The organism is Rhodococcus sp. H-CA8f (assembly GCF_002501585.1).
GTDB lineage: Bacteria > Actinomycetota > Actinomycetes > Mycobacteriales > Mycobacteriaceae > Rhodococcus_F > Rhodococcus_F erythropolis.
On record NZ_CP023720.1, the window covers coordinates 666,550 to 693,227 of the forward strand.

At 61.5% G+C, this 26,678-nt stretch carries 28 protein-coding genes and 1 pseudogene; 13 read left to right on the forward strand and 16 right to left on the reverse strand.

The genetic code is table 11. From position 1 onward, the window contains the following. Positions 1-99: 99 nt before the first annotated feature. Both CPI83_RS03125 and CPI83_RS03130 read right to left on the reverse strand, forming a co-directional pair. Positions 100-1,728: a 4-hydroxyphenylacetate 3-hydroxylase N-terminal domain-containing protein gene (locus CPI83_RS03125; protein ID WP_097386756.1), complete on the reverse strand. Its 1,629-nt coding sequence runs from the start codon at positions 1,726-1,728 to the stop codon at positions 100-102. A gap of 11 nt (positions 1,729-1,739) precedes the next feature. Continuing rightward, positions 1,740-2,309, reverse strand: a complete 570-nt coding sequence (locus CPI83_RS03130; protein ID WP_019745631.1) for a flavin reductase family protein — start codon at positions 2,307-2,309, stop codon at positions 1,740-1,742. 275 nt (positions 2,310-2,584) lie between these two features. Here CPI83_RS03130 and CPI83_RS03135 point away from each other — a divergent pair, with 275 nt between their 5' ends. Further along, a complete protein-coding gene (locus CPI83_RS03135; RefSeq protein WP_047889028.1) occupies positions 2,585-3,523 on the forward strand; it encodes an AraC family transcriptional regulator in 939 nt (312 codons plus the stop codon). Here the strand turns inward: CPI83_RS03135 and CPI83_RS03140 are convergent. Continuing rightward, on the reverse strand, positions 3,520-4,290 hold the full coding sequence (locus CPI83_RS03140) for an IclR family transcriptional regulator (RefSeq protein ID WP_029537119.1): 771 nt from the start codon (positions 4,288-4,290) through the stop codon (positions 3,520-3,522). The genes CPI83_RS03135 and CPI83_RS03140 overlap by 4 nt on opposite strands. A gap of 198 nt (positions 4,291-4,488) precedes the next feature. On the opposite strand from CPI83_RS03140, the gene catA reads away from it, so the two are divergent. The 3 genes from catA to catC are packed head-to-tail and all read left to right on the forward strand — an operon-like array spanning position 4,489 to position 6,774. Next, positions 4,489-5,328, forward strand: a complete 840-nt coding sequence (catA, locus tag CPI83_RS03145; RefSeq protein WP_019745628.1) for a catechol 1,2-dioxygenase — start codon at positions 4,489-4,491, stop codon at positions 5,326-5,328. Between the two features lie 29 nt (positions 5,329-5,357). Next, positions 5,358-6,479: a muconate/chloromuconate family cycloisomerase gene (locus tag CPI83_RS03150; protein WP_019745627.1), complete on the forward strand. Its 1,122-nt coding sequence runs from the start codon at positions 5,358-5,360 to the stop codon at positions 6,477-6,479. A 13-nt stretch (positions 6,480-6,492) separates the two neighbouring features. Continuing rightward, positions 6,493-6,774, forward strand: coding sequence for a muconolactone Delta-isomerase (gene catC / locus CPI83_RS03155; protein ID WP_020909384.1), 282 nt, complete (start codon positions 6,493-6,495; stop codon positions 6,772-6,774). 20 nt (positions 6,775-6,794) lie between these two features. Here catC and CPI83_RS03160 read toward each other — a convergent pair whose 3' ends face one another. Continuing rightward, the gene (locus tag CPI83_RS03160) at positions 6,795-7,424 is read right to left on the reverse strand and encodes a response regulator transcription factor (RefSeq protein ID WP_020909383.1); all 630 of its coding nucleotides are present in this window, start codon (positions 7,422-7,424) and stop codon (positions 6,795-6,797) included. Beyond that, the gene (locus tag CPI83_RS03165) at positions 7,421-8,590 is read right to left on the reverse strand and encodes a sensor histidine kinase (protein ID WP_020971031.1); all 1,170 of its coding nucleotides are present in this window, start codon (positions 8,588-8,590) and stop codon (positions 7,421-7,423) included. Before CPI83_RS03165 ends, CPI83_RS03160 begins: the two co-directional genes overlap by 4 nt. Positions 8,591-8,774: 184 nt before the next feature. Between CPI83_RS03165 and CPI83_RS03170 the strand changes: the two genes are divergently transcribed. Both CPI83_RS03170 and CPI83_RS03175 read left to right on the forward strand, forming a co-directional pair. Continuing rightward, complete coding sequence (locus tag CPI83_RS03170) at positions 8,775-9,365, forward strand: heme-binding protein (protein WP_097386757.1); 591 nt, start codon at positions 8,775-8,777, stop codon at positions 9,363-9,365. Between the two features lie 201 nt (positions 9,366-9,566). After that, positions 9,567-10,562 (forward strand): alpha/beta hydrolase family protein, encoded by a 996-nt coding sequence (locus CPI83_RS03175; RefSeq protein WP_020971029.1) that lies wholly within the window; start codon positions 9,567-9,569, stop codon positions 10,560-10,562. A gap of 57 nt (positions 10,563-10,619) precedes the next feature. Here CPI83_RS03175 and CPI83_RS03180 read toward each other — a convergent pair whose 3' ends face one another. The 3 genes from CPI83_RS03180 to CPI83_RS03190 all read right to left on the reverse strand — a co-directional run bounded on the left by CPI83_RS03180 (position 10,620) and on the right by CPI83_RS03190 (position 15,029). Further along, on the reverse strand, positions 10,620-11,735 hold the full coding sequence (locus CPI83_RS03180; RefSeq protein ID WP_021331791.1) for an NDMA-dependent alcohol dehydrogenase: 1,116 nt from the start codon (positions 11,733-11,735) through the stop codon (positions 10,620-10,622). Positions 11,736-11,814: 79 nt separating this feature from the next. Next, the gene (locus CPI83_RS03185; RefSeq protein ID WP_232816852.1) at positions 11,815-13,542 is read right to left on the reverse strand and encodes a helix-turn-helix domain-containing protein; all 1,728 of its coding nucleotides are present in this window, start codon (positions 13,540-13,542) and stop codon (positions 11,815-11,817) included. 77 nt (positions 13,543-13,619) lie between these two features. Then, entirely contained in the window at positions 13,620-15,029 is a 1,410-nt protein-coding gene (locus CPI83_RS03190) for an AarF/UbiB family protein (protein ID WP_097386759.1), read from the reverse strand. A 132-nt stretch (positions 15,030-15,161) separates the two neighbouring features. Here CPI83_RS03190 and CPI83_RS03195 point away from each other — a divergent pair, with 132 nt between their 5' ends. The 5 genes and pseudogenes from CPI83_RS03195 to CPI83_RS03215 all read left to right on the forward strand — a co-directional run bounded on the left by CPI83_RS03195 (position 15,162) and on the right by CPI83_RS03215 (position 19,044). Continuing rightward, on the forward strand, positions 15,162-15,581 hold the full coding sequence (locus CPI83_RS03195; RefSeq protein WP_007729752.1) for a MerR family transcriptional regulator: 420 nt from the start codon (positions 15,162-15,164) through the stop codon (positions 15,579-15,581). 46 nt (positions 15,582-15,627) lie between these two features. Further along, positions 15,628-17,004, forward strand: coding sequence for an MFS transporter (locus tag CPI83_RS03200; RefSeq protein ID WP_070795572.1), 1,377 nt, complete (start codon positions 15,628-15,630; stop codon positions 17,002-17,004). After that, positions 17,001-18,020 carry an ABC transporter substrate-binding protein gene (locus CPI83_RS03205; protein ID WP_019745618.1) on the forward strand — a complete coding sequence of 340 codons (1,020 nt, stop codon included), beginning with the start codon at positions 17,001-17,003 and terminating at the stop codon, positions 18,018-18,020. Before CPI83_RS03200 ends, CPI83_RS03205 begins: the two co-directional genes overlap by 4 nt. Before the next feature lie 21 nt (positions 18,021-18,041). After that, a pseudogene (locus CPI83_RS03210) lies at positions 18,042-18,761 on the forward strand (2OG-Fe(II) oxygenase). Further along, entirely contained in the window at positions 18,751-19,044 is a 294-nt protein-coding gene (locus CPI83_RS03215) for an Ada metal-binding domain-containing protein (RefSeq protein WP_097386760.1), read from the forward strand. Before CPI83_RS03210 ends, CPI83_RS03215 begins: the two are co-directional and overlap by 11 nt. Here CPI83_RS03215 and CPI83_RS03220 read toward each other — a convergent pair. The 3 genes from CPI83_RS03220 to CPI83_RS03230 are packed head-to-tail and all read right to left on the reverse strand — an operon-like array spanning position 19,007 to position 20,305. Continuing rightward, the gene (locus CPI83_RS03220; protein WP_097386761.1) at positions 19,007-19,435 is read right to left on the reverse strand and encodes a VOC family protein; all 429 of its coding nucleotides are present in this window, start codon (positions 19,433-19,435) and stop codon (positions 19,007-19,009) included. The two genes, CPI83_RS03215 and CPI83_RS03220, sit on opposite strands and share 38 nt — an antisense overlap. Before the next feature lie 40 nt (positions 19,436-19,475). Next, on the reverse strand, positions 19,476-19,958 hold the full coding sequence (locus tag CPI83_RS03225; RefSeq protein ID WP_019745615.1) for an SRPBCC family protein: 483 nt from the start codon (positions 19,956-19,958) through the stop codon (positions 19,476-19,478). Positions 19,959-19,960: 2 nt separating this feature from the next. Next, a complete protein-coding gene (locus CPI83_RS03230) occupies positions 19,961-20,305 on the reverse strand; it encodes a metalloregulator ArsR/SmtB family transcription factor (protein WP_019745614.1) in 345 nt (114 codons plus the stop codon). 94 nt (positions 20,306-20,399) lie between these two features. Between CPI83_RS03230 and CPI83_RS03235 the strand changes: the two genes are divergently transcribed. Continuing rightward, positions 20,400-21,056 carry an alpha-ketoglutarate-dependent dioxygenase AlkB gene (locus tag CPI83_RS03235; protein WP_198586333.1) on the forward strand — a complete coding sequence of 219 codons (657 nt, stop codon included), beginning with the start codon at positions 20,400-20,402 and terminating at the stop codon, positions 21,054-21,056. A 5-nt stretch (positions 21,057-21,061) separates the two neighbouring features. On the opposite strand, the gene CPI83_RS30935 is transcribed toward CPI83_RS03235, so the two are convergent. The 5 genes from CPI83_RS30935 to CPI83_RS03260 all read right to left on the reverse strand — a co-directional run bounded on the left by CPI83_RS30935 (position 21,062) and on the right by CPI83_RS03260 (position 25,928). Next, positions 21,062-21,208 (reverse strand): hypothetical protein, encoded by a 147-nt coding sequence (locus tag CPI83_RS30935; protein ID WP_198586334.1) that lies wholly within the window; start codon positions 21,206-21,208, stop codon positions 21,062-21,064. 183 nt (positions 21,209-21,391) lie between these two features. After that, on the reverse strand, positions 21,392-22,627 hold the full coding sequence (locus tag CPI83_RS03245; RefSeq protein ID WP_097386764.1) for an MFS transporter: 1,236 nt from the start codon (positions 22,625-22,627) through the stop codon (positions 21,392-21,394). A 49-nt stretch (positions 22,628-22,676) separates the two neighbouring features. Continuing rightward, complete coding sequence (locus tag CPI83_RS03250; RefSeq protein WP_097386765.1) at positions 22,677-23,390, reverse strand: FCD domain-containing protein; 714 nt, start codon at positions 23,388-23,390, stop codon at positions 22,677-22,679. A 217-nt stretch (positions 23,391-23,607) separates the two neighbouring features. Next, entirely contained in the window at positions 23,608-24,726 is a 1,119-nt protein-coding gene (locus CPI83_RS03255) for a hypothetical protein (protein WP_069145480.1), read from the reverse strand. Between the two features lie 359 nt (positions 24,727-25,085). Next, positions 25,086-25,928: an NAD-dependent epimerase/dehydratase family protein gene (locus CPI83_RS03260; RefSeq protein ID WP_097386766.1), complete on the reverse strand. Its 843-nt coding sequence runs from the start codon at positions 25,926-25,928 to the stop codon at positions 25,086-25,088. A gap of 86 nt (positions 25,929-26,014) precedes the next feature. Here CPI83_RS03260 and CPI83_RS03265 point away from each other — a divergent pair, with 86 nt between their 5' ends. Further along, entirely contained in the window at positions 26,015-26,659 is a 645-nt protein-coding gene (locus tag CPI83_RS03265) for a ScbR family autoregulator-binding transcription factor (RefSeq protein ID WP_019745609.1), read from the forward strand. Positions 26,660-26,678: the final 19 nt, after the last annotated feature.

A 26,678-nucleotide genomic window follows, 5' to 3' on the forward strand; every position in this document is an offset into this window, starting at 1 on the left:
GGCGTACTCCAGCTGATTCACCTTGACATCGTGTGTCTCAGGTCAGGACTAGGCAATTGCCTAGTCCTGACCAAGGGTGCAGTGTTCGTGCCGCGTGAGCTACCGGTTCTTGAAGAACGAGACGTCGTCGTTGCCGATGAGGTCAGGGACCGTCCAGCCGTCGAGGTCGTATTCACTCAGGCACTGCTCGGCCAGTCCCTTCATGGAACTTGCGTGTCCACGATTCTGGGCTGCGAACAGCAGTTCCGCCTTGACGTTTTCGTGGTTGCCGGAGTAGTTGCGCTCGTAGAGTTCGTGGCGCCCGCCGAACTCGGTGCCGATCGAATCCCACAGAGCCTTCATGACTTTCACCCGGTCGACGGCGGTGATGCCGTCCGAACCACGAACGTACTTGTCGAGGTACGGACGCACGTCCGGGCTCTTGAAGTCGAGTGAACTCGAGGGCAGGTAGATCAGGCCCGACGCGACGTCCTGTTCGATGATCTCCTTGATCCGCGGGTACCCCTGGATCATGAACATTCGATAGGTGAGGCCGTACTCGAGCTTCGGTATCACCGAATCGCCGACCCACTGTTCGGGATCGCGTGCCATCGATTCGGTCAACGACCAGAAGAGGTTTCGCCACCCGATCACTTCGCCGACACGGGTCTGAACTCCGCGGAAGCCGCCGGCGCCGGTGGCTTCGAGTGCTTTCATCAACAGTCCGGCGATGAAGTCGAGCTTGACGGCCAGGCGAGTGCAGCCCTGAAAGGTGAAGCGCGGCAGGAAACCCGATTGAGGGAAGAATGCGTTGATCCGGTCGACGTCGCCGTACATGAAGACGTTCTCCCATGGAACCAACACCTTGTCGAAGACGAAGATGGTGTCGTTCTCATCCATGCGGCTCGACAGCGGGTAATCGAACGGACTGCCCATCACCGCAGCATGTTCGGTGTACGAGGTGCGGCAGATCAGCTTCACACCCGGAGCGTCCATCGGTACCGTGCAGATCAAGGCGAACTGCTTCTTCTTGATCGGCAGACCGTAGTGAGCGATGAAGTTGTAGTTCGTGATCGCCGATCCGGTGGCGACCACCTTGGCGCCGCTGACGATCAAACCGGCGTCGGTTTCCTTCTCCACCTTCATGAAGACGTCGCCGACTTCGTCCGGTGGAAGTTGGCGATCCACCGGGGGATTGATGATCGCGTGGTTCCAGTACAGAACCTTCTCCTGCGATTCGCGGTACCAGCGCTCGGCGTTGTCCTGGAACGGTGCGTACAACTCCTTGTTGGCGTGGAGGGTTCCCAGGAAACTTGCCTTGTAGTCGGGGGAGCGGCCCATCCAGCCGTAGGTCATACGTGCCCACGTCGCGATGGCGTCGCGTTCCTTGAGCAGATCAGCCGACGACGTCGGAGTGCGGAAGAACGGCATGGTGACACCGCCGTTGCCCGTGTCCGTCGGAACGGTCAAGGCGTCCACGTGCTCGCCCGTGTGCAGAGCGTCGTACAGCCTTGCGGTCATGCGGATCGGATTCCGGAACGCGGGGTGCGTCGTGACGTCCTTGACGCGATCACCGTGAAGCCAGATCTCGCGACCGTCCTGCAGGCTCGAGATGTACTCGTCACCCGTCATCGGCCGGGTGGCGAAGTGCTTCGTGCGGTTGGCTTCGCTGTCGGCGGCCGGATTGACCTGTGGCGCTCCGGAATCTGCGGGGTCGACGCCGGTGGGAGGAATTTCGGTGGTCGTCATGGCAAAGCCTTTCAGATCGTTTGGGGTGCGGGCTGAAGATGAATCGGGGTGAAGGAAGTGGTGGCGTCGAACCATCCGCTGTGGGGGTCGTCCTGACTGCCGTTCCAGACTGTGGTCGACGAGGTGGCGCCTAGGTCGTGAAAAGTGCTTCGGTAGAACAGAAGCGGATCCTTGCCACTCGACTGCGCATCGACGATCTCACCGATGAAGATGATGTGGTCACCACCGTCGTACTCCTTCCACGGGACGCACGAGATAGTTGCTGCGGCGCCGTCGAGCAGGGGAGCGGTCGGTCCGTCGATCCACTTCGGTTCGGTGCGCTGCGGTCGGCCGGCAAAATGCATGGCCGTGTCCACTTGGTCGGCGGCAAGGATGTTGACGGCAAACGGCGCGTTGCCGAGGTAGCCGCACGCCTTGGACTTTCGCGTCATCGTGATCTGGCACAGGCGTGGTTCCAGCGAGATTGCCGTGAATGCGGTGACGGTGGCTCCGTGTGGCTGACCGTCGGCGTTGGTGCAGGTGATGACGGTGACGCCGCTGGCGAATTGGCCGAAGATGCCTCGAAGCTGATTTTGTTCCATGACCGGACCTCCTTGTCGGATGGCTGGTGAGTGAGGGTGCCGCGAAGTGCGGGAGGCGGAGGTGCTGGACGACTCGCGCCGGGAGTGAAGACGAACGTACGGCGAGTGCGGCGTTCGGTCGATCCGTACAGCGCGGTGTCTATCCGGATTGCGCACCCGATCGAAGCCTGTATCCGTTTCCTCTTGGAAGTGACCGGGGACACAGTGTTCAATGATGTTCAGCGCTCATGCTCGGCAATGTGGCTGGTCACGGGTTTGGAAGGTGAAGAAGGACGATGGTCGACTCCAAGATCGGTACAGCTCCCCGCGACTGGGACGAGGCGTGTGATGCGGTTTCGGACGCCTATTTTCCGCACACGCTGACGCCGTTGTCACGGCACGCGGCCAGCGGAGTCGGGGTGTGCACCGCCGAGTTGGGTCCACTGCGGATCGCTCATATTCGATGGGGAGCAGACGTCGCGGTCGAATCCGAGCATCCCGGCGCCTACGGGGTGAACATCCCGCTCTCGGGCGAGCTCGAGTCGGTGTTCGCGGGCTCGCACGTGCTCTCGACGGAGGGCGTTGCGACGGTGTGTCCGCCCGACATCACCACAAGAATCACGCGGTGGAGCGCGGACTGCGAAATTGTCGGAGTCCGGATGGACCGTCAGTACCTCGACCGCGAGATGGAGAAGGTACTCGGCCGGCCCGGAATGCACTTGCCTGATCAGGTGGATCTTCGGGGAGACGACGGAGCCAGATGGCTGAAATTTGTTCGCTCACTGTCGGATCAGATCCTCGGCCCGGTCGGCGTGCTGCACAACGAACTGGTGGCAGCTCAGCTCTCCGGTGCCGTGGTCACGGCATTCGTCCTCGCTGCAATGCCCGAAAGTGAGGACGCGGTGCGACATGCCAGGCCACGCATCGTCAAGCGGGTGCTCGACGAGATGCACGACGACCCGGCCCGCGTGTGGACCGCAGCAGAGATGGCCGAGGTGGCGGGCGTCAGCGTACGGAGATTGCAGGAGGGATTTCGGCAGTACGTGGGCCGGAGTCCGTCGGAATGCCTGCTCGACATCCGCCTCGAGCGGGTCCACGCAGATCTGGTGGATGCCGACGACTCGACGACGGTCACCGATGTCGCTGTGAGATGGGGTTTTACGCACACCGGACGATTCGCGTCGTCTTTTCGGCGTAAGTACGGTGTGTTGCCTTCCGAAGTATTGAGAAGTTAGCTCCGGTATCCCATGTCCGCGCTGAGCTGATTCGCCTTCTCGACGAGGAACGGTGCGACGTCGGCGCGAAAGGCTTCCGGGGTTGTGCGTCCGGCCGAGGTAGAACACGCTGCCACACCGACGACGCTTCCGCCGGCGTCGCGGACGGGGGCGGCGAGGGAAATCAGGCCGTCTTCCAGTTCCTCGGACGTGAGTGCATAACCCTGCTCGCGCACCACTCGAAGTGCGGTGTGGAATGCGCCTTCGTCGGTGATCGTGGTGGGTGTGAGGGCGTCGAACGTGGAGTTCGCGATGACTTTGTCGACGATTTCGGTTGGCGCCCAAGCTAGCAGGGCGCGGCCCATGGAGGTCGCATATGCAGGCACTCTGGTACCGACGCTGACGTTGATGCTCATGATCCGGCGTACGGGTACTCGCGCGGCGTAGACCACGTCGACGCCGTCGAGGACCCCGAGCGACGCCGACTCGTGGGTGTGTTCTGCGATCTCCAGCAGGCGGGGGAGCGCCGCCTCGGTCAGGGCATGTGATGCCGAGAAGTGCTGGCCGATGCTTAGAACGCGCGGGGTGAGCGACCACCGACTGTTGTTGCCGGTGACGTATCCGAGTTTCTGCAGGGTGAGGAGGATACGCCGGACCGCGGGGCGGGAGAGGCCCGTTTCGGCGGCAAGATCTGCGAGCGACGGGTTGGGGTTCTTCTCGTCGAAGGCCATCAGCACAGCGAATCCACGCTCGATGCTCTGGATGTAATCGCGATCGTTCTCGCTCACGGAATGACCTTTCATCTGCGGGTATGCCTGATCAGTGCCCTCGAAGGTTGACAAACCTTGTGACTGGGCGCACAGTACAAGCGTACGCACAGCGTAACAGATGTACGCACAGCGTACAACCAGACTTGGGAAGCCGACTCAGCCCAGCAGTACGGCACCCACCCGGTAACAGCCACATACGGCCCCGAGGAGGACCACATGACCACTTCCGAGAGCCCCACCGCAGTAGGTTCGGGCACGGCCGCCACCGACAAGTTCCTCCAGGAACGAGTCAGCGCGGACACCCCGCCCGAGCGCGTCTCGGCCATCGCCAAGGACGTGCTCGAGGCACTTGCCGGCGTCATCGACAAGCACGGCATCACCTACCCCGAGTACCGCGTACTCAAGCAGTGGCTCATCGACATCGGCCAGTTCGGCGAGTGGCCCCTGTGGCTGGACGTCTTCCTCGAGCACAACGTCGAGGAGGTTGCGTACCGCGGCCAGCACGGCACCAAGGGAAGCATCGAGGGCCCCTACTACGTCGCCGACGCCAAGACGTTGCCATCCAAGTGTGAACTTCCGATGCGTGACAACGAGGTTGGATCGAAGCTGGTCTTCGAGGGCCAGGTTCGCGATCTCGACGGCAACGGGTTGGATGGGGCCACCGTCGAGCTGTGGCATGCGGACGACGAGGGCTACTACTCCCATTTCGCGCCGCACATCCCCGACGGGAACCTCCGCGGAACGATCGTGACCGACGGAGCGGGACGGTTCGAGATCACCACGATTCAGCCTGCGCCGTACCAGATCCCGACCGACGGCCCCACCGGTTGGTTCATCGAGAAGGCCGGCTGGCACCCGTGGCGTCCGGCTCACCTGCACCTCATGGTGAAGGCACCCGGCAAGCGCACGATCACTACGCAGCTCTATTTCAAGGACGGTGAGTGGATCGAGAACGACGTGGCAACTGCCACGAAGCCCGAACTGATTCTCGATCCGAAGCCGGGTGCCGATGGAATCAACCGGGTCACGTACGACTTCGTGCTCGACCCGGCCTGATCCACAACTGTTCGAAAGAAAGTGATTTGATGACAGACCTGTCGATCGTCTCCATCGAGACGACCATCCTCGACGTTCCTTTGGTCCGCCCCCACAAGTTCGCCACCACATCGATGACGGCGCAGCCGTTATTGCTGGTCGCGATTCGCACATCCGACGGTGTTATCGGATATGGCGAAGGTGTCGTTCCGGGCGGTCCGTGGTGGGGCGGCGAATCGGTGGAGACGATGCAGGTCATCATCGAGAAGTACATCGCGCCGGTGGTGGTCGGCAGGCGTGTGGATCAGATCACCGCGATCATGGCCGACATCGAAAAAGTTGTTGCCAATGCACGATTCGCGAAGGCCGCCGTCGACGTGGCGTTGCACGACGCCTGGGCTCGTAGCCTGGGAGTCCCCGTGCACACGCTCCTCGGCGGGGCTTTCCGCGAGAGTGTCGACGTCACGTGGGCACTGGGTGCTGCGCCGGCGGACGAGATCATCGAAGAAGCTCACGAAAAGCTCGAATCACGGCTCAATTTCAGCTTCAAACTCAAAATGGGAGCACTCGACCCGGCGGTCGACGTCGCGCGCATCGTCAGCATCGCGCAGGCGCTCGACGGCCACGCCGGCGTCCGCGTCGACGTCAACGCGCGGTGGGATCGCTTCACGGCGCTGCGGTACCTGCCACAACTCGCAGACGGTGGAGTCGAACTGATCGAACAGCCCACTCCGGCAGACCAAATCGAGGTCCTCGCCGAACTCAGCAGGCTACTACCGATTCCGATCATGGCCGACGAGAGTGTGCAGACCCCACACGACGCTCTCGAAATCGCCCGCCGGAGCGCCGCCGATGTCATCGCCCTCAAGACCACCAAGTGTGGTGGCCTCCAGCGCAGCCGCGACATCGTCGCAATTGCCAAGGCCGCCGGTATCGCGTGCCACGGTGCGACGTCCATCGAAGGCCCGATCGGCACCGCCGCTTCGTTGCACTTCGCGTGCGCCGAGCCTGGAATCAACTTCGGAACAGAGCTTTTCGGCCCGCTGCTCTTCAGCGAAGAGTTGCTTCAGGAACCCCTGAAGTATTCCGAGGGTCAGTTGCACCTCCCCGCCGGACCTGGACTGGGAGTCGAACTGAACATGGACGCCGTCAAGACCTGGACCAGGAACTAGAGGATAGAAGAACATGGCACTCTTTCACGTTCGAATGGACGTCGATATTCCGCGCGACCTGGATCCGGAAGTACGCGCCGATACCGTCGCAACGGAGAAGGCGTACTCGCAAGACCTTCAGCGACAGGGAAAGTGGGTGCATCTGTGGCGAATTGTGGGACAGTTCAGCAACATCAGCATCTTCGACGTCGAGTCGGCTGACGAACTCCATGAGATTCTCTGGAACCTCCCGCTGTTCCCGTACATGACCATCGAGGTCATGCCGTTGACGAAGCACGGATCTTCGATCAAGTAGAGCCTGCGCGGGCGGGCGGGTCAGCGTATTCCGTCGCGGCGCAATGCGACGGACACTGCGGCAGAGCGGGTTTCGACGCCGAGCTTGGCGTAGATGTGCCCAAGATGGGTTTTCACCGTCGCTTCGCTGATGAAGAGTGCCTTACCCAGCTCGCGGTTGGTCATCCCCTCGGCGAGCAGGCTGAGCAGTTCGGACTCACGGGCGGTGAGCGCTTCCTGCGGGCGCTGCATCTGCTGGACAAGACGAGAGGCCACAGTGGGAGAGAGAACGCTGCGCCCGGCTACCGCGCCGCGCACCGCGCCGAAGATCTCGTCGGGCGTTGAGTCCTTGAGTAGGTAACCGATGGCACCGGCGTCGACGGCCCGCACGACGTCGGCGTCGGTGTCGTACGTCGTGAAAACCAGTACGGGAACATCGACACCGTCGCTTCGCAAGCGTTTGATCGCTTCTGCACCGTGCATGCCGGTGCCCATGTCCAGATCCATCATCACCAGATCCGGTGAGGCCGACGGTATCGCCGTGGCCGCCCCCTCACCGGACGATGCTTCGCCGACTACTTCGACGTCCGGCTGAGTGTTCAGCAGCGCTCTCAGCCCGGCTCGCACGACCAGATGATCGTCGACGAGGAACACGCGAATGGTGGTGGTCACCGGATCCTCCGTTCGAGAGGGAACTGGGCCGCGACGACGGTGCCGTCTCCCGGTGCACTTTCCACGGTGAACGATCCGCCGAGCTGTGCGATGCGACTTCGCATCGCACGTAGGCCGTATCCACCGTACCGAGAATGGTCGGCGAGCTTTCCCGGATCGAAGCCGACGCCGTCGTCGAAGATGTCCACGGAGACGGAGTCGTCGAGATACGTGATCGTCACGCCCGCCGTTTCGGCGCGAGCGTGGCGGGCGATGTTGGAGGACGCGCTCGAGACCACTCGCACGATGGCATGAGCTACGTCCGAGGGCAAGATGACGGCTTCACCGACGGTGCGGATCCGAACGGTCGGGACGAACTGGCGGGCGGCGGCCACGACCAAGGCGTCGAAGTCGCCCGTACCGCCCTTGGCCGGTGCCAGATCGTGGACGAGGTCGCGACTCTGCATCAAGCTCGTTCGGATGTTCTCTGCTGCGGCATCGACATCGGCTCGAGACGGCGAACCCGTTGTATTCCAAGTTTGTTCGGCTGCCTCGAGTCGTAGAAGAGCGCTCGCAAGTCCCTGAGTAACGGTGTCGTGGATTTCGCGCGCGAGGCGCTCTCGCTCAGCGGCAACGCCGGCAGCACGTTCGGTATCTGCCAATGCAGATTGCGCTTCTGCTACCTGACGTAGAAGCCGAAGGCGTTCTCGGGCATCTCGTTCCATCTGCCCGTACGCTGCCGCGACCAGTGCCGCGGTGCACAGAGGTCCGAGCAGTGTCACCAATTCGGCACGACCGGTGACTCGGTAGAACGCGATTCCGGCGAGGACGCCCAGGATCCCGACGAGGGGGTAGGCGATCTTGCTCGGGTACAGACGAATACAGAGGAAGAGAACGGGGAACGCACACCACGCGAAACTCGGCGCAAGCCAGACCAGCGCTGCCCAGGTGCTCAGTACCGGCCACATCCACAGTCGTTGGCGAACCACATCTCGCGAGGACACCGTAGCCATGACGGCGTAGAGCAAGGCGAGGACCACGGCCAGGACGAGTACCACCCCGAACCGACCGCTGGTCCCGTGGACTGTGACGTACCGGACTCCTGACGTGGACAGCAGTACGAAGAACGACGCGTGGATCGCATACGCCAACGGGCCGCGCAGGCCGAGTTCGGCGTCGGCGTTCATGGCTCCGTTACTCATCCCTCGAATATTACGGAGGGCGCCAGGCCGTCGTATCAACCGTTCGGATGATATCTGCACAACCAGACGGGGCACGGTTCGTCACCCGAGCGCCCGATGTGCGCACCCGCACTCGGACGCGACGCTGTAGTGGACGGTTTCGAACCATTCGACTGAAAGTGTGCCCGACATGAACCACCGCATTTACACACGACTTCCCCGTACGCTCGCTGTCGCCGTTCCGGTTGTCGCAATCCTTGCCAGCGCCGCGTGCTCGACCACCGACACACCGGTGGCGAACGCATCGAGCACGACGTCGATTTCTGCCACGCAGCAGCCTGCTGCGACCGGCGATTCGGCGATTGTCACTCAGAATCGACTCAGCGCCGACGCAGCAGTGAAGGCTGCTGGTGCGGCCCTGGCGAAATGCCGGGCGGACGGGCTCGGATTTGTCACCGTCTCCGTCGTCGACCGTGCCGGAAACGTCATCGCTATGGTGCGCGGCGACAACGCAGCCCAGCACACGGTGGAGGCCTCACGTGAGAAGGCTTACACCTCTGCAGCTTTCGGAGCCGACACCAGTGACCTCTCGCAGCGTACCAAAGGCGAGGGATCAACCATCGCCGACCTCCCCGGCACTCTCTTCCTTGCAGGTGGAGTCACTGTGAAGGCTGGATCCGCGTCGATCGCCGGCATCGGTGTCGGTGGTGCACCGGACGGAATGCAGGACCAAACGTGTGCTGCCGCAGGTCGTGATGCGATCGCTTCGTCACTCGGCTGAGTGAGCGCATTCAGCGTGCTTCGTGAATTGTGCTTTTCGCCACCTGGATTCGCTCGGCACGACAGTTGTCCGATTGTTGCGATGACCTCGACTTTGTAACACCGGAGCCCCCGGAAAGGGACAAACACGTCGACAGTGGAACCGACGATGCACTTACCGAAGCGAGTTTCTTGATGCGCAGTTTCGGGGAAAGACACAACCTTGCAGAGAATCAGATTCAGGTTGCCCGAACGCAATACACGGCGGGCGCGGGTGCTCGTAGCGGCGTTGCTGTCGATCTTCCTCCTCGGCGGCATGTTCGGTCCGACCGCCGCGAGCGCTACTCCGGCGCACACGGCGCCATGGGGTGGTTACGACGAGTTGTGGGTCCCGTCTTCGATGGGAAACATCAAGGTTCAGGTGCAGTGGGCCGCGCGGGGCGGCAACGCCGCGTTGTACCTACTTGACGGTCTTCGCGCGCAAAACGACAGGAATGCTTGGAGTTTCGAAACCAACGCACTCGATCAGTACCGCAACGACAACATCACGTTGGTGATGCCGGTCGGCGGTGAGTCGAGTTTCTACACGGACTGGTACGCGCCGTCCAATTTCAATGCTCAGCCCATAACGTACAGGTGGGAAACATTTCTCACACGCGAGCTTCCGGACTTCCTTGCAGGGTATGGTGTTTCACCAACCAACAATGCGATCATCGGGTTGTCGATGGGCGGCAGTGCCGCGTTGAACCTGGCGGGGCATCATCGGGATCAGTTCAAGTTCGCGGGCTCGCTGTCCGGCTACATCAATATCTCGGGCCCGGGTATGCGTGAGGCGATCCGCGTAGCCATGTTCGACGCCGGCCGGTACAACGTCGATTCGATGTGGGGCCCGCCGTGGTCATCCGGGTGGCTTCGCAACGACCCGTTCGTCAACGCGGAATCGCTTCGCGGACTGTCGATGTACATTTCGTCGTCCAACGGCATCCCGGGACCGTACGATCATCCGTCTGCGCCGATCGATTACTTCCACACGGCGACGGGTATGGGGCTGGAGGCGCTCTCCTGGGTGCACGCGCGTGCATTCGAAATTCGTCTGAAATCCATGGGAATCCCAGCGACGTACAGCTTTCCGCCCGCCGGGATTCACTCCTGGCCGTATTGGTCTGCTGAATTGTGGATGGCCAGAGGACAAATTCTCGACACCATGAACGCCTGGTGACGCAGATGTGAGGATCTCTCCGGACTGGCGTATGCGTCAAGTCCGGAGAGATCTCGCTCAGAAGGTGATGATTCCGCGGAGGTTGCGACCGGCATGCATGTCGGCGAAACCGTCGTTGATCTGGTCGAGGCTGTACCGGTTGGTGATGAGTCCGTCGAGTTCGAGCTTGCCGCTGGTATAGAGATCGATCATCCAGGGAATGTCGGCAGTGGGATTGGATGCGCCGAACAAGGATCCTTGAATTCTCTTCTGGTACAAGGTGAGTTCCATCAGGCTCACGGGAATGCCGATGTCCGTCATCTTCCCGAGACCGGTGACGACGCAAGTTCCTGCCTTGCGGATTGACGAGAACGCCTGCGCGACATGTTCTCCGGTGGTGACGCCGACGGTGACGATGGCGGAATCCGCGCCCTGGCCGTTGGTGAACGAGCGCGCGATGTCCGTGGCTTCCTCCATGGTGGCCACGGCATGGGTCGCCCCCAATTTCAATGCACTGTCGCGCTTGAACGCAACCGGGTCCACCGCGATCACGTGGGCGGCGCCGGCATGCGAGGCGCCCTGTACCGCGTTGATTCCGATTCCGCCGACTCCCATGACGATGACGGTCTGCCCGGGGTACACCTGAGCGGAGTTGACCGCGGCGCCCCAACCGGTTCCGACGCCGCAGCCGAGCAGACACAAAGCGTCGAGCGGCAGGTGCTTGTCGACTTTCACGGCCGAGAGAGTGCTGACCGTGGTGTATTCACTGAAGGTGGACAGGCCGCAGGTTTGTGCGACTGGCTGACCGTCGAGAGACATTCTGTAACTGGAGGTTTCGCCGGGCCTGCTGCCGGTCATGATGGCAGCACCGTTGTCGCAGAGGTTCTGGATTCCGCTTGCGCACCAACGGCAGCGGCCGCAGGCGGCGAGGAACGAGAACACGACATGATCGCCCTCGGACCATCCTTCGGTGTTCGGCCCGACCTCGACGACGATTCCGGCGCCTTCGTGTCCGCCGCAGATGGGATAGCGGCCGACTCCGTGGTCGCCGCTGGCGATGTGATCGTCCGAGTGGCACAGGCCGGAGGCGACCATCTTGACAGTGAGTTCGCCGCTGCGGGGTGAATCGAGTTCGAGATCGACCACCTCGTATGTGCCTGGTGCTTGGCGAATGACGGCTCCACGAGTGCGCAAGTTGTCTCCTGAGGTGAGAGTTGTTCTTCGGCTACCTCAGTTGTCTACTCGAGAGTTCAGGACGGGCTCGAGGCCCATCTCACTGATCGGACGTTTCGTATTTTTCGGATTCGTCCGGGGTTCGTCCCAAGATGGCGAGTTGCAGTTCGGTGAGCAGTCGCGTGTCCGGCTCGTCCAACGAAATGCCCATGATCTGTTCAGCGCGCCGAATGCGGTAGCGCAGCGTGTTCGGATGTACTTTCAGAGACGAGGCGGCCTTCTTCACATCCCCGAAAGCTGTCAGGTAGGCCGTGAGCGTGAACTGCATGTCAGAGGTGTTCTTGTCGTCGTAGGAGACGAGTCTGTCGATACGAGGGTCTCGCAATCGCTCGTGATCAGCAACGAGGTCGAGTATCTCGCCCAGCAATACCGCGGTGCGTGACGCCGCGAGTGTGGTGACCTTCGAGGTTTCGTGATCATCGGTGGTATCGAGCACGCGGTCCACCTCTCGACGCGCCTCGGGTACGCCTTGCAACCGCGCGATCGGGACCGCGACGGCGGCGCGCACGCTGATGCCCGCACGGTCCTCGACTACTCGCACGGTGTCGTAAGCCCAGTCGCTGACAGCGACCTCGTGGTCGGCCTGAGGGAACAATACGTAGATCCGGTTGTCGATGATCGTCGTGACCGCGTCGCTGCGGAATGCGCTGGCGCGCAGGCGCAAGGCGTTGGTGATTCGATCGAGATTCGATCCGGGCGAGAGTGATGTCGCAAATCCGACGACCGCAGACGGTCCGTCGGTGTTGATGCCGAAAGAACCGGCCAGCGAGTGCATGTCGACCCCACCGGAGCGAACACCGAACAGCCTTTGCACTTGGGCATTCTCGCGGCTGGAGGCGTCCAAGGTACGCATGAGAATGCGTGCGGCGACCGCCGCTGCACCCCGCAATACCGCTTGGGCGTCGTGGGAAAGAGGTTCAGAGGCGCGCTGCACCCAGATGCTGCCGAGATTGTGTTGGTGTGCAACAGAACCCGTCGGCGCTGACAGGTCCGGGCGGGTGATGCTCACAGCCAGCCTCTGCGCGGCTCCGATGCTCGGCTCGGAGGGCAGACTGATGACCTCGTCCGATCGCCTGAGATGCTCGAACACGCCTCTGCTCTCTATCCATTCGGTGTATTCGATCGGCCACTCCCGGCCGAGTATGGAGAGCTGACGGAGTTCGTCTTCGCCTTCGTGAGCAGAGGAATATGCGATGACGTGGAGTGCCGTGTCGTCGATCGTCACGAGTCCGCCAGTCAATTCGGCGATCGTTTCCGAGAGCGCGAACAGATCCGAATCACCACCGGCCACAACTCCTGCGACGGCCCGCGAACGGTACATGCTCTGTGTCAGAAGCCGTAGTACGAGCGAATAGACGTGCCCGGAACTAGCCTGCGGATGTACCGCGGCCACTGCGATCCCGATGTTACGTGCGGCGGTGAGAACCGTCGTCGCCTCGCGCGCATTCTTGACGAGCAGAAGCTTCGGGCGACGCCTCGCCGGCCTGCCTTCGAACTTTCGCAGCCACTGCGTCAACGTCGATTCGGGCACCCCTACGGGGAGGTAGATGTCGGAGATCGCACCACGGCTGTCGGTGCCGTCAATATCGGAGGACTCGACGAGGGCGATCGAACGGATTTCGACATCGAGTCCATCCGGGCTTTCCAGAAGTTCGATCACGGACTTGTCCGTGGAATGCATGAGGGCGCCGAGGGTGGTGCCGACACTCGGCCCGTTATTCCTCGGACCTGTCGACGCTTGCGGGAGGGCTACAGAAAGTGGCTGCACATTTGCTCCTCGGCCGGTGGGTCATTACAGGCTAACCCCGACAGACGAAATGCAGAATAAGGAAATAGGGGACAAATTTATTCGTCAGGCATGGTGATGCCGAGTTCCTGCACCTTTTCGGCGACTGCCTCTGGAAAAACGTTCTTGAACAGATAAAGGTCTTGTCCGATCACCCAACCAGGTGCCAACGCCGTCGCATATCGCTCGAAGTATCCGAGTTGTTTACCGAAAAGAACCAATTCCTCGGGACTCGCAACACCCCACTGCTTGCCCAACTGAATCAGTGCCATGATCAATTCACTGAGCTTGAGTTCACCGAGGTCACGGCCGAGAATCGGGGTCAGGGCCGTTGCGACCTGCATGCCGAGCTGATCGTCGTCGACTTCGTAGTCGGTTGCATATCCCAAGGATCGAATTCCGCGGGCGACACGGGCGAAATCACCGTCGATGAGGGTGGCTCGGAACATGTCGGAAAGGATGCATCTCCATGTCTCGGGAAGGACGCCGACGATGCCGAAGTCGAGCATCGCTATCCGGCCGTCGTCGAGGACCCACAAATTTCCCGCGTGGACATCTCCGTGGAACGGACCGTGAACGATGACTGATTCGAGCCAGACCTTCACTCCGCGCCGGATCAGCATGCGGGCTTCGTCGATGCCGTCCGGACCGGCGACGAACCGATCCAGTGGAACGCCGCGCATGCGTTCCATACAGATGACGCGGGGACCACAGTAGTCCCAGTACACCTCCGGTGTCGTGACTCCTTTGTTGTCACCGAATGCGCTGATGTTGTTCCGGAATGTGGTTTGCCGGTCGGCCTCGACCGCGCTGTTCAATTCCGTCATCGTTGCATTGTGCAGATCGCGAATGATGGCGGTGGCATTGGCAATTCGAAGGAACTCGACAAACTTCTCGAGGATGTTCGCACCCCAGTACGCCGCCCGCAGGTCGATCAGCATCCGCGCATAGATGTCCGGACGCTGGATCTTGATGACGGCCTCGCGGCCATCGTGCAGAACGCACGCGTGTACCTGCGCTACCGACGCGGCCGCGAGAGGTACGTCGTCGAATTTCGCGAACAGGTCGTCTACGGAGTATCCGAGGTCCTCGTGCACGACGCTTCTGGCCTGCTCGGCAGGAAATGACGGAACGTCGTCGAGGCAACGTAGGCATGCATTGGCGACGGGGGCCGGGAACAGGCCGGACGACGACGCGACCAGTTGACCGAGCTTGACGAAGGTGGGACCCAGAGCGATGAAGCCGTCGACCATCCCGTCAGAGGCAGCGTCAGCCCACGTGCGTCCACGCTTGCGGAAAGGCCACACGATCAGTGCCAGCATGATCGATGTCGACAACACGACGGCGATGATCGCGGAACGCCACAACTGGGCGAGGCCGAAGCGTTCGAGGTCCGGCATGTGGACTTCGAGGGCAGTGGCGGGCACTCCTGACGAGTACGGCCCGACAGGTCGCGTTGGATCCAGCACAGCTCTCCCTCGTTCAACGAGCGCATCCAGCATTTTGCCGTGAGATCACTTACGCGACCCCTTCCGTTAGTCAGTATGCCAAGTCACACATAACTGCCGGAACCGCCTACGCGTTCAGCCTACGATCGGTGAATGCGTGAGCACTTGATCCCGATCGGCGAGGTTGCAAAATCGTTCGGAATTGCGGCTTCGACCTTGCGCTATTACGAGGACGAAGGACTGCTGTCCGCGCGGTCGCGAACTGGCGGCAAACGCTGGTACGGGCAGCGTGAGCTGCGCCGGCTGGCATTGATCCGGATGTACACCGAGACGGGAATGTCCTTGGAACAGGTGCGGTCCTTCATCGAAACCGACACCACGTCCGACCAGTTCTCGACGGTTCTCGCAGATCAAGTGTCGACACTCGAGGCGCAGATCGCCGCTGCTACGCGAGCGAAACTGATCCTCGAGCATCACCTGACGTGTCGGCAAGAGCGTCCGATGCAGTGCCCGTGGTTGCTCGAGCAGCTCGACATACGCGTCGAAGCGGCGCTTGACTTCAAGTTGACTTGAACCTCCATAGTTAGGGCGCACTTACCGCCCTATCCGGAGGTTGACCATGTCGGCACGACGATGGCTGCCGCTCATCGCCGCATGCATCGGAACTTTCCTGTTACTGACGTACGCCACCATCACGACAATCGCGGTGCCGGCCATCGCAGTCGGTTTGGACGGCAGTACGGGCGCGATGTCCTGGGTCGTCGACGCCTACACGCTGGCTCTTGCCGCGCTTCTGGTGGGCATGGGCGCGCTCGGCGATGCGTGGGGACGTAAACGCCTCTACATCTGCGGACTGGTCGTGTTCCTGGTTGCAACGGCCGTGTGCGCGATTGCCCCGGACGTCACGGTTCTGGTCGTTGCTCGCGGCGCGCAAGGAATTGCCGGTGCGGCGATGTTCGCGACGCTCCTGCCTCTGCTCGGCGACGCATATTCGGGCCGCGATCGTCACGTCGCCTTTGCTGCGTGGGGCGCCGTCGCTGGATTGGCGGCGGGAATCGGGAACGTTGCAGGAGGGCTGCTGACGCAGTTCTTCGACTGGCGTGCGGTCTTCTATTTCGGAATACCCGTGGCCGCAGTAGCGCTCGCAATGGCTGTGTTCTGTTTCGCCGACAGTGAGCGCGGCGACGACAACATCGACTGGGCCGGAATCGTTTTGTTCACCCTCGCTGCCGTTGCCGCGGTTCTCGGCGTGACGTGGGGCGGCGACATCGGGTGGGCTTCGTCGTCGACAGTTCTTGCCTTCCTGATCGCAATCGGTGCGCTGACGGCGTTTGTGTCCTGGCAGCGTCGAGGCAGCAGTCCGATGCTCGATCCGGCATTGTTCCGATCCCTGAAATTCGACGGCGTCCTCGTCGCTGCGTTCGGGTACTACCTCGCGGCCTACGGCCCGCTCGTAGTCCTTTCATTGTGGCTGCAGAACGGGCTGGAACTGTCGGCATCGGCGGCCGCACTCGTGCTCTCGATTCAACCGCTCGCTTTTGTCTTCGTGTCGGCGCTGTGTGGATCACGGCTTCAGCGAGTCGACCTTCGACTGTCGCTCGGATTCGGGACGGTTCTCTGCGGAATCGGTTGCGTGGCCATGCTGTACGTTCTCGCCGAGCCGGTCTGGCCCGCGCTGATCGCCGGGCTGATTCTGACCGGTGTCGGTTCCGCGATGGTGTCGCCGGTGCTGCCGGGTGCCGCGATGTCGGACGCCCCGGCAGAGCGCGCCGGGACGGCTTCGGCGACAGCCAACTCGTCGCGTCAATTCGGGCTTGCCGTCGGAATTGCGTTGTGCGGCTCTCTCTTCGCCGGTCCGGACGAGTTCGCCTTGCTGTGGCCGTTGGTCTTCTGCGCCGGCGTCGGAATGCTCACGGGTTTGGTATCGATCCTTCTCTTTTCTCGTTCGTCAACTCCTGCAACAGTTCAACCAATCGCCGAAAGGGCACACACATGACCACGCTGTTCACTCCACGACCGCACCGGCGTCTCGAGATGGACTGGAATCGCCGCAGGTTCCTCGGCGCTGCAGCAGGATTGGCTGCTGCGCTGGCAGCGGCCGGTTGCTCGCGTTCGGGCGCAGACGCCGGGGGTGAAGGCGATGCAGGCTGGTCCTTCACCGATGATCGCGGCAACCTGATCGAATTGGATTCACCGCCAAGGACATTTGTCACCTACACCGGTATCGCGGGTGCTCTCTGGGATTACGGACTGGTGCCTGTCGGTGTTTTCGGGGCGCTGACACGATCACCGGGATCAACGGACACCAGCATCTCCGGCAACTTGGATTTCTCGAAGACCGACATGGTCGGGCAGCTCTGGGGACAAGTGGAACTCGAGAAGATCGCTGCGCTGGAGCCGGACGTCGTCATCGTCCCTCAGTTGCGTGGTTCGGCACTACTAGACGAGGCGAACTTGGATGCGGTGAAAGGCTTGTCGACAGTACTGTTCGTGGAAACGGCAGCAGGAACCATCGACCGAACCGTGCAAGAGATCGTGGAACTGGCCGTGGAACTCGGAGCGGACCAGGATATGGAGGCTCAGCGAAAAGACTACGACGCTGCGCGTGCGCGGATCTCCGAAGTTGCTTCTTCGCTGAATAATTCACAGGTTTTGTTCGCGTCCGCAGATCCGGACACGATTCGTGTCAGTCTTTCGGGATTCCCGATCCTCGCAGACCTGGCGGGATTGGGACTTGCCGTCGTCGATCCGGCCGAGGGATCGTCGGTCTACGTCGAGAAACTGGCTTGGGAGATGGCGGACCACTATCCGGCCGACATGATCTTCCTCGACGATCGCCCGTCCAGTTTGCAACTGGATACGCTCGGAACCAATCCTGCGTGGTCCAACTTGCCCGCGGTGAAGGCGGGAAAGATCGGGACCTGGAATCCGGAACCCGTGCTCAGTTATGCCGGGATCGCCCGTACGTACAACAATCTGGCTGACCAGCTGCTGGCATTCTCACATTCCTGACCGCCGCGTCGTCTACGACGTATGGACCTCTTCACCGATCTGTCTGCTCGAGTTGATTCCCTCGATTGGCCTGCGCTGATCGAGGGAATCAACTCCAGTGGGTGTGCCCAGACGGCGCCGATACTCGACGAGTCGGAGTGCCGCGAAATTGCTTCCTGGTACTCGGACGTCGACCGGTTCCGGAGCACCATCGACATGGCTCGATACCGCTTCGGCCAGGGGGAGTACCGGTACTTCGGCGATCCCGTACCGGAGCCGATCACGGCTATGCGATCCGCCTTCTACCGACACCTGCTGCCCGTGGCGCGGGAGTGGGCGTTCAAGCTGGGCGAGGGTGCACCGTGGCCGGATTCATTCGAAGAATGGATCGATCAGTGTCACGACGCCGGTCAGAATCGCCCTACCCCGATCCTTCTGTCCTACGGACCTGGTGACTGGAATGCATTGCATCGGGACTTGTACGGAGAGTTGGTGTTTCCCTTGTAAGTCGTGATCGGGCTCGACAGACCTCGCATCGACCACGCCGGCGGCGAGTTCTTGCTCGTGGAACAGCGGCCGCGCGCCCAGTCGAAAGGGACGGTGACAGTTCTCGAGCAAGGTCACGCGTTGATCTTCACCACGCGGGATCGACCGGTGCAGAGTTTGCGGGGGTGGTCGAGAGCCCCTGTGCGACATGGTGTCAGTGTGGTGCACTCCGGCACACGTCGAACATTGGGATTGGTGCTTCATGATGCCGAGTAAGACGTACATTCTCCGCGACGCTCGCAACAAACCCTACGAGAGCTCGACGCCCGGTGCGCTTGGCGGGCACCGGAAAACGAAGATCTACGGTCGACTCGACTGTCGAGGGGCTGCGCAGGCAATCGCGCGTGGTGGGTATGTCGTCAGTCGGGTGTTCTTCGCGGACGAGCCGACCGCGATTGCGGCCGGCTATCGCCCCTGTGCCGTCTGCATGCCCGAAGGTTACGCAGCCTGGAAGGCAGTTGCTACGCGCCGAAGCGGTCGCGGTACTCCTTCGGAATGAGCGGCTTGTCGCCGCGGACCTTCAGCTGCTGGACAGCCCAGGTATTGCCGTCCGGGTCGGTGAATCCGAAGAAGGTGCCCCCGTCACGCTCGTCGAAGACGGTGACCTCACTGGCATCGACGCCGCGGTCGATTAGCTCTTGGCGAGCCGTTGCAGCGTCGGCCACGACCAACTGCAATCCCTTCAACGAACCAGGGGCCATCTCGGTCTGCGACGGCAGGTTGCCGATGACGATCGAGCAGCCCGAACCACGCGGAGTGAGCTGGGCGACCGTCATGTGTTCGTTGACGGTGTGGTGGTCGAGATCGAAACCGACCTTGTCACGGTAGAACTCGATGGAGCGGCCGAGGTCACTGACGGGAACGATGACTACTTCGAGGGTCCAGTCCATGAAACTGCCTTTCGCTGAAGAGGTTCGGGCAAACAGGTGGTCAGAGTTGCGCGACGATCTTGTCCAGGCGTTCGTAACCTTCGGTGACGCCGAGCTCCATATTGCTCTCGATCATTCCGTCTCGCGCTTCGAGGCTCGGATATACGGAATGGCCGGAGAGACGGGTGCGTCCGTTGCCCAGATCCTCGAACGTGATCGATTCGATGCTGACGACGTCGGGAAATCCCTCGTATTCGAAGGTTTGGATGGCAAAGTCGTTCTCGCGAACAACGTGAAATACACCGTTGAACCGGAACTCTTCGCCCTCGGGGTTGCGATGGACGTACTTGTATCGACCGCCGCTCACGAACTCGTATTCGTCGATCTCCATCTCGTAACCGTTGGGGCCGAGCCACTGCTTGACCAGTTCGGGATTCGAATGAGCTGCGAAGACGGCGCTGACGGGTGCGTCGAATTCGCGGGTGATGTCGATGTACGGCACGCCCTCAGGAGCCGTGATGGTGACGGGATTGGTGGTAGCCATGGCTAAGTCTCCTTCTGTGTGGTGCTGAGTAGGTGATCGAGCTTGCGGAACTGTTGTTCGTGGATCAGTCGATAGCGGTCGATCCAGGCGGTCAAAGCCTCGAGAGTTGCGGCGTTGAGATGTACCGGCCGCCTCTGGGCTTCGCGGCTGCGAGTGACCAAACCTGCGGCTTCGAGTACCTGAATATGTTTGGAGACGGCCTGTTTCGTGATCTCGAATGGCTCGGCCAAATCGTTGACCGTTTGGGGGCCGGTGCTCAGGCGGGCGATGATCCGCCGTCGTACCGGGTCGGCAAGCGCCATGAACGCTTTGTCGAGACGCTCGTCTGCCCCTGGATCCACGATCACTTGTCAACCATCTCCTTTATCAACCAACCTGTTGATTACGATACGAGCCCATGCGGAGGGTGTCAATGCTTCGAAACCGATTAGCGTGGAATTCATGAACGCTCTGATTCCTCGGCCACGAATGGAAGTGGCGCCAGGGGCGATTCTCGTTCCGGATTGGCTCAGCATCGAACAACAGCGCACCTTGGTGGCCGAGTGCCGACGGTGGGCGACCGCGCCCGTGCCGATGCGCTCGGCCGTCGTCCCTGGTGGGCGCAAGATGTCGGTGCAAACAGTCTGTCTCGGTTGGCACTGGCAGCCGTACAAATACACGCGCACCGCCGACGACGTGAACGGTGAACCGGTTGCCGCTGTGCCCGACTGGCTCGTTGGCCTCGCCCGTAGCGCAGTTGCCGCTGCCTATGATGATCCGACTGCGGGGGAGCGGTACACGCCGGACACCGCGCTGATCAATTTCTACGACGAGGGCGCTCGGATGGGCATGCATCAGGACAAGGACGAGCGCTGCGACGCTCCTGTCGTCTCACTGAGCGTCGGGCAGAGTTGTGTCTTTCGGTTCGGGAATTCCGAGAATCGGAACAAGCCGTACACCGACGTCGAACTCCATTCGGGTGATCTCTTCGTCTTCGGTGGGGAGTCTCGGTTCGCGTATCACGGAGTGTCGAAAGTTATTGCGGGAAGTGCAAGTCCCGACATCGGTCTGCCGTCCGGGCGGCTGAACATCACCCTGCGGGATACCGGAATGTCGTGACTGTCTCACCCCTGCTGTGCCACTGGTGTAGCAGGGTCGAAGTCTGCGCTCGAAGGTCCGTCCCCGACCATCTCGATCAACTCGGTCGACGGTGGAGTTGGCAGCGTGCGCCAGCGCTCTCGTTCGAGGTTGTGGGGTTGTGTCTCGTTCATGCCCTCATTGTCGACTTCCGGCTCCGATCCACCAGTCGGGGATGGGCCGGGTGCAATTCGGTAGGCCGTTGAGCGCCCCGCTGTCTCGTCGACATCCTCGGACCTCAGCACGTCGACGACAGTTCGGGTCGCGGCACGGGTCTGGCGAGGTTGGTGGGTGGATTCGAGGCGACCGTGGTTCGCTTATCCCAGTGTCTTGTTGCGGCCGGCGAGGGAGCCGAAGACGAGTTGCACGGCCAGCAGCACCAGCAACGCGATCAGAGGAGTCGTCCAGGAATCGACGGCGTCGTGCAGTGCACCGAAAACGAGGGGACCGGTGGCGGCCAGAAGGTATCCGACGGACTGTGCCATACCCGAGAGTGCCGCTGCTTGACCGTGATTGACAGTGCGTATTGCGAAGAAGGACAAGGCAATGACAATCGATCCGCCGATGCCGATGCCGAGGAATGCATTCCACAGCAGGGCCCAGGAGGGGAGGAGGAGTTGGCCGAGAACTGCCACTGCGGTGACCGACACCAGCCCGAGGACGGCTCCTCTCTGATCCTTGGGCAGTTTGTGCAGGAGCACTGCTGTGAGGAGGCTGCCGACGATCGAGAATATTTGCATGATGCCTTGATGCAGTCCGGCGGTAGCCGCGGTAGTGCCGTGTGATTCTTCAATGGTGGGCCACCATGTCAGAACGGTGTAGAAGAAGAGAGATTGGACGCCCATGAATATTGTGATCTGCCACCCGAGTGCTGAGCGCCAGGGGGAGCGATGGCCGCCTGGATGGGGATCCAAAGCCGCAGCGTGATCGTGTTTCGGAAGCGTGCGTCGGCGAAGTTGGGGAAGGAACACCCCAAATCCTATGAGAGCCATAGCAGCCCAGATTCCGAATGCGATCCGCCAACCGTGATCGGTGAGACCGGCGATCGGCACGGCAAGTCCGGATGCGGTTGCGGCGACGGCTGCAGAGACCGCCGAGAAGATGCCGGTCAAACGGCCGGCTTCGGTCGGGAAGTCTCGTTTGAGGAGCGCCGGCAGTAGAACGTTCATTGTTGCGATGGACATGCCGAGCGATACGGTACCGATCCACAGCGCAGGCATCCACGGAACAGAGCGGATCACGATCGCTAAGGCGAGCATGCCGAGTGCTGCTGCGAGTGTCCGTTCCATTCCCCACCGAGCTGCGATGACCGGGGCGACGGGGGAGAACACTGCGAAGCACAACAGTGGAAGGCTGATCAGCGCTGATGCTGTTGTCGACGAGATATCGAGATCGGTGCGTACCTCACCGAGTAGCGGGCCGACGACTGTGATTGAGGCTCGAAGATTGGCTGCGATGAGAAGAATGCCCGCGATAACGAGTCCTCGGCGCATTATCGGTATCGCGCTCGGGGCAGACGCCACGTTTTCGGTGTCGGAGATGACGTTAGCCATAAGTGTGCCCTTCTGAGATTGTCTGTGCGCTGAACCTCTTGTGTGTCAGCTACTTCGGCATGCTTTGTAGAAAGTTGGATCGGCTGTGGTCCATCAGTCGGACCACTGCGGCGGCTGCGCCGTCCGGATCGCGGTCACGGATGGCCGCAAGCAGATGCCGGTGTGGGTCGTCGTCGGCCCAAGGTCCGATGAATAGCTGTCGAGTCTCCTTGTCGGACTTACCTTGTGGGATACTCATGGTGTCGGAGCGATCCAGACTGCGGTAGATGTCCGTGATCAGTTGGTTCCCGCTCGCTGCGAACATCTCCAGGTGGAAGTCGAGGTCGTGCTCGACGGATTTGGCGACATCGGGCTCAGCGTCTCGGCGATCCAAAGCCCGACTCATTCGGTCGATGTCTTCGGGCAGGGCTCGTTCTGCAGCGAGTCGGGCAGCGTAGAGTTCCAAAGCTTCACGGGCTTCGAAGATTTCGAGCACGTTCTCCGCCGCTGCACGTCTTTGAAGTGCAATTTCGAGTTCGGAGCTCGCGCAGATGTAGGTTCCGTCTCCCGGGCGCGCTTCGAGGAGACCGGCATGGACTAGGCCTCGAATGGCCTCCCGGACCGTATTGCGGCTCGCGCGGGTCATTTCGACGAGTTGATGCTCGCCGGGGATCTTCTCTCCCAATTCCCAGTTGCCGGAGGTGATCTGGGAGCGTAGCTGTTCCGCGATCTGCACTGAAAGTGGGATGTTGCGTGCGGTGGGTGCGATTCGAGGATCCGGCATGCGTCAAATGTAGGACATTTGGTTGTTTGTGGGTAGGTTTACCTTTGTGATGTATGGCACTTGGGTTCGATCGGCCTGGGCTGGGACCTGATTCTGCGTGCTCTGTGTGCACGTAAGTACTCCTGCCGACCGCGTACGGGGCAGTTGACCCGACCCGGAGGGCAACTGCGATCGATTCCTCACGGAATCTCATGCCTAGCAGACCCTCACGTGTGTGTCATTGCTGCGATTCCAGCGTCCATGCGGGCTGGTCGGTCACTTCCGGGCCGTCGTGCAGCACCCAAACACACGGCTCGGAGATGTAGGTGGCAGCATCGGTGAACCAGTATGTTTCGTCGGGTGCCCAGCCCGCGATGACGCTCGCCGTGTCGGCATCGACCTCGATCGCGGTTCCTGCCGCCGCCAGGTATCCCGTCACGGTAAGGTGCACTCCCTCAAAACTTTCCGCGACCTGCACCCAGTCCGGGATGACCCACCTGCCTGATCGGCCGGTAGTCCGGTACCAAACCTGCCGCGTTTCTGCGGTGACCTCGAGTGGGAACCGTCTGCACAGCTCCGACCAGGCTCGTGCACTGTCGATCTCGTAGATGCGTGCGCCATTCGGTGGCCGCAATGCTCGCACGACGGCCCGTTCCCATCCCATGCTGTCTTCGATGAACCACAAGCCCGCCGGAGTCCCGTCGAACAGCGCCCTCGTCGAACCCTGCGTGGGTGGATTCGACCACCAATAACCTGACCAGTTCGCCGCGGGATCCACCGGGCGGTCACGTTCAGCTCTCTCTTCCGATTCCAGGGTGCTCGTGCGCCACTCGCTGAGGAGTTGTTGCGCAGCAGGCACCTCGCGTGTGTCCGGAGAGTAGTCGCCTCGGCTCATGATCGACCATTGGTCGGGCGCGGCAAGCGAGCTGCTCCACCATTGCGCCTGTTCGGATCCGGCAATGTGCTCCGCGACGCGTCGAAGCTCATCTTGCATAACCTCGGTGGCGACGAGGACGTCTTCTCCGTCGGGTTCCTGCCAGTAGCGTGCCGCATCGACGGCTTCTGCGAGGGCGGAGCGTAGATCGACGGCGGTGACGTCGGGGAGCGAGATTTCCGAGAGGCTACGCGCCACATCCTCGGCGGTGACTATTGTCCGCCGGGCCTCTTCGGCGCCCGGGCCGAACAACACTCGGGAGGTGCCTTGCCTGACGTCGAGGTGATAAGCCGCCCGGTGAGCGCTGATGCGGAACATACCGTCGCCTGGCTCGGGCCGCAGGGTGCGTTCGGCGTCGATCGCATACGCGAGCAGCATCCGGCGCCCGCGCGGTCCCGACAGCAAAATATCCGCAGTGAGCATCTGTTCTCCCGTTTTCTGGTTCAGATGACGGTAGCCGAGGTCGGCGAGATGGAGAGCTTTCTCCCGTGATGTCAGAGCTCCTGGCCGGTTCGTCGCGCACGACGTAGATCGTCACACGCTGCATTCGGCGGCGAAGGTGGACGGAAGGGAACCCCCGGCTGCTGCCAGTCGCGTGAACGCGGCCATTGTTGGTGGGCGCGACCACTGCCGTCATTGTGCAGCCATTGTTTTCGTCCATCAGTGCTCGCACTGTTCGTCTGTAGTGACAGCGCAATAGGTCCTGTTCATTGCGAAGGATGATCCCGAAGGAGAACTGAAAAGTTTGGGAGGCAGTTATTTTGGCGAGAGCAACCTTTGTGTCAGTACAGTCTCGACCGAAACCAGTGATCGAGACTGATCATGTCTATCTTGTGCATGTCGAGACCCAACTGGGCGGCAACTTTCACTGCGTCGGCGCGGGGGATAGAGCTTTGGGGCAGAGTCCAATTGGTCTCCCGCGCATGATGCTCGAGAAGGTCGATGACTGTCCGCGGGACGGGTTCGTTGACGTGAAGTGTTGAGCCGTAGCGAAATTGCTGTTCTATCGACAGCTCGTGGATAGATCGGGCGAGTAGGTCTACGTCGACAACTGACAGGACTGCGTTACCGTCGTCGATGATCGAGTCGAGTCGAGAGACAATTCGCGTCAGTGTCGGCAGAAACCATCTGTCGCCGGGTCCGTACACGAGATGGGGCCGGACGACGAGGCCTCCGGCGTCGCGCACGAACTCCTCGGCGAGGGCGCGCGTGCGGCTGGCAGGTGAGAGGGGTTTGAGAGGTGCGCCGTTGACGGGCAGGTCTCGAAACGGGCCTGGCCCGTACACCGCGGCGGTGCTGACGTAGAGCAGCCGTTCGACGCCGACGGCGGCGGCGATCGACGCAACGTTTCGTATGCCGTGTTCGTTGACGTGAACACACTGTTGTTCGTCGTCGCCCACGTACGACACGCAGCAGATGACGGTGGACGCCTGGCTCATTGCAACTCGTAGAGAGGCGCTTTCGTTGATGTCGCCGATAGTGGCGGCAATTCCGTTGCGGCTGAGTTGTTTGGCTGCGCTGTCCGTGCGCACGAAACCGATTGCAGCGTTTCCGTCCCGGGAAACCAGCTGGTTCATCACTGCTGAGCCGATGAAACCAGTGGCTCCGAGTACCAGAGTCGTCATGGTGTGTCCGTGTCGAGGGCGTTGCTGCCGGGTCTTTCGACGTATCGTTGAGATTCATTCCGTCGGCAACGAGAGCTGGGTAGATCATGCAGGAGCGTGCGGTCCTCACGCGCCAGGCCGTCATTTTGGGTGCTGCGAAGAGCTTCGAGAAGTTCGGGTACTCCGCCAGTCTGGGCACGATCTTGCAACACGGGGGCGTGTCCAAGGGTGCGATGTATTTTCATTTCGCGTCGAAGGAGGAGCTTGCGCACGCGGTCATCGCAGCGCAGCACGGAATGGCGATGGAAGGTACCCGGAGGGTTGCTGCGCATTCCGACATCGCGGTAGAAACCCTGGTGCTCGTTTCGCAGGAGATGGCTCGGCAGCTTGTGACCGAGCCCATCGCGCGAGGTGGCATGCGGTTGACGATGGAGATCGGCAGTATTCAAGGTCCCATCGAACAGCCGTACCTCGATTGGATCGAGGCTATCAAGCAGGTGGCAACCCAAGCCGCCGAAGCCGGCGATATCGTCCCGGGCACCGATATCGACGCGTTGGCTCGATTTGTGGTGGGGTCGTTCACCGGAGTGCAGATTCTCTCGGAAATGCTTACGGGCAGAACCGATCTGTACGAGCGGTTGAGTCAGATGTGGAACTTGGTGCTGCCAACGATCGTCCGCGAGGACAAGTTGGCGCACGTCATGCAACTGGCGGCGCTTGCACCGAGAGAGTGGGAGCCACCGAGCGTTTGACGTGGATGACGCGACGAGC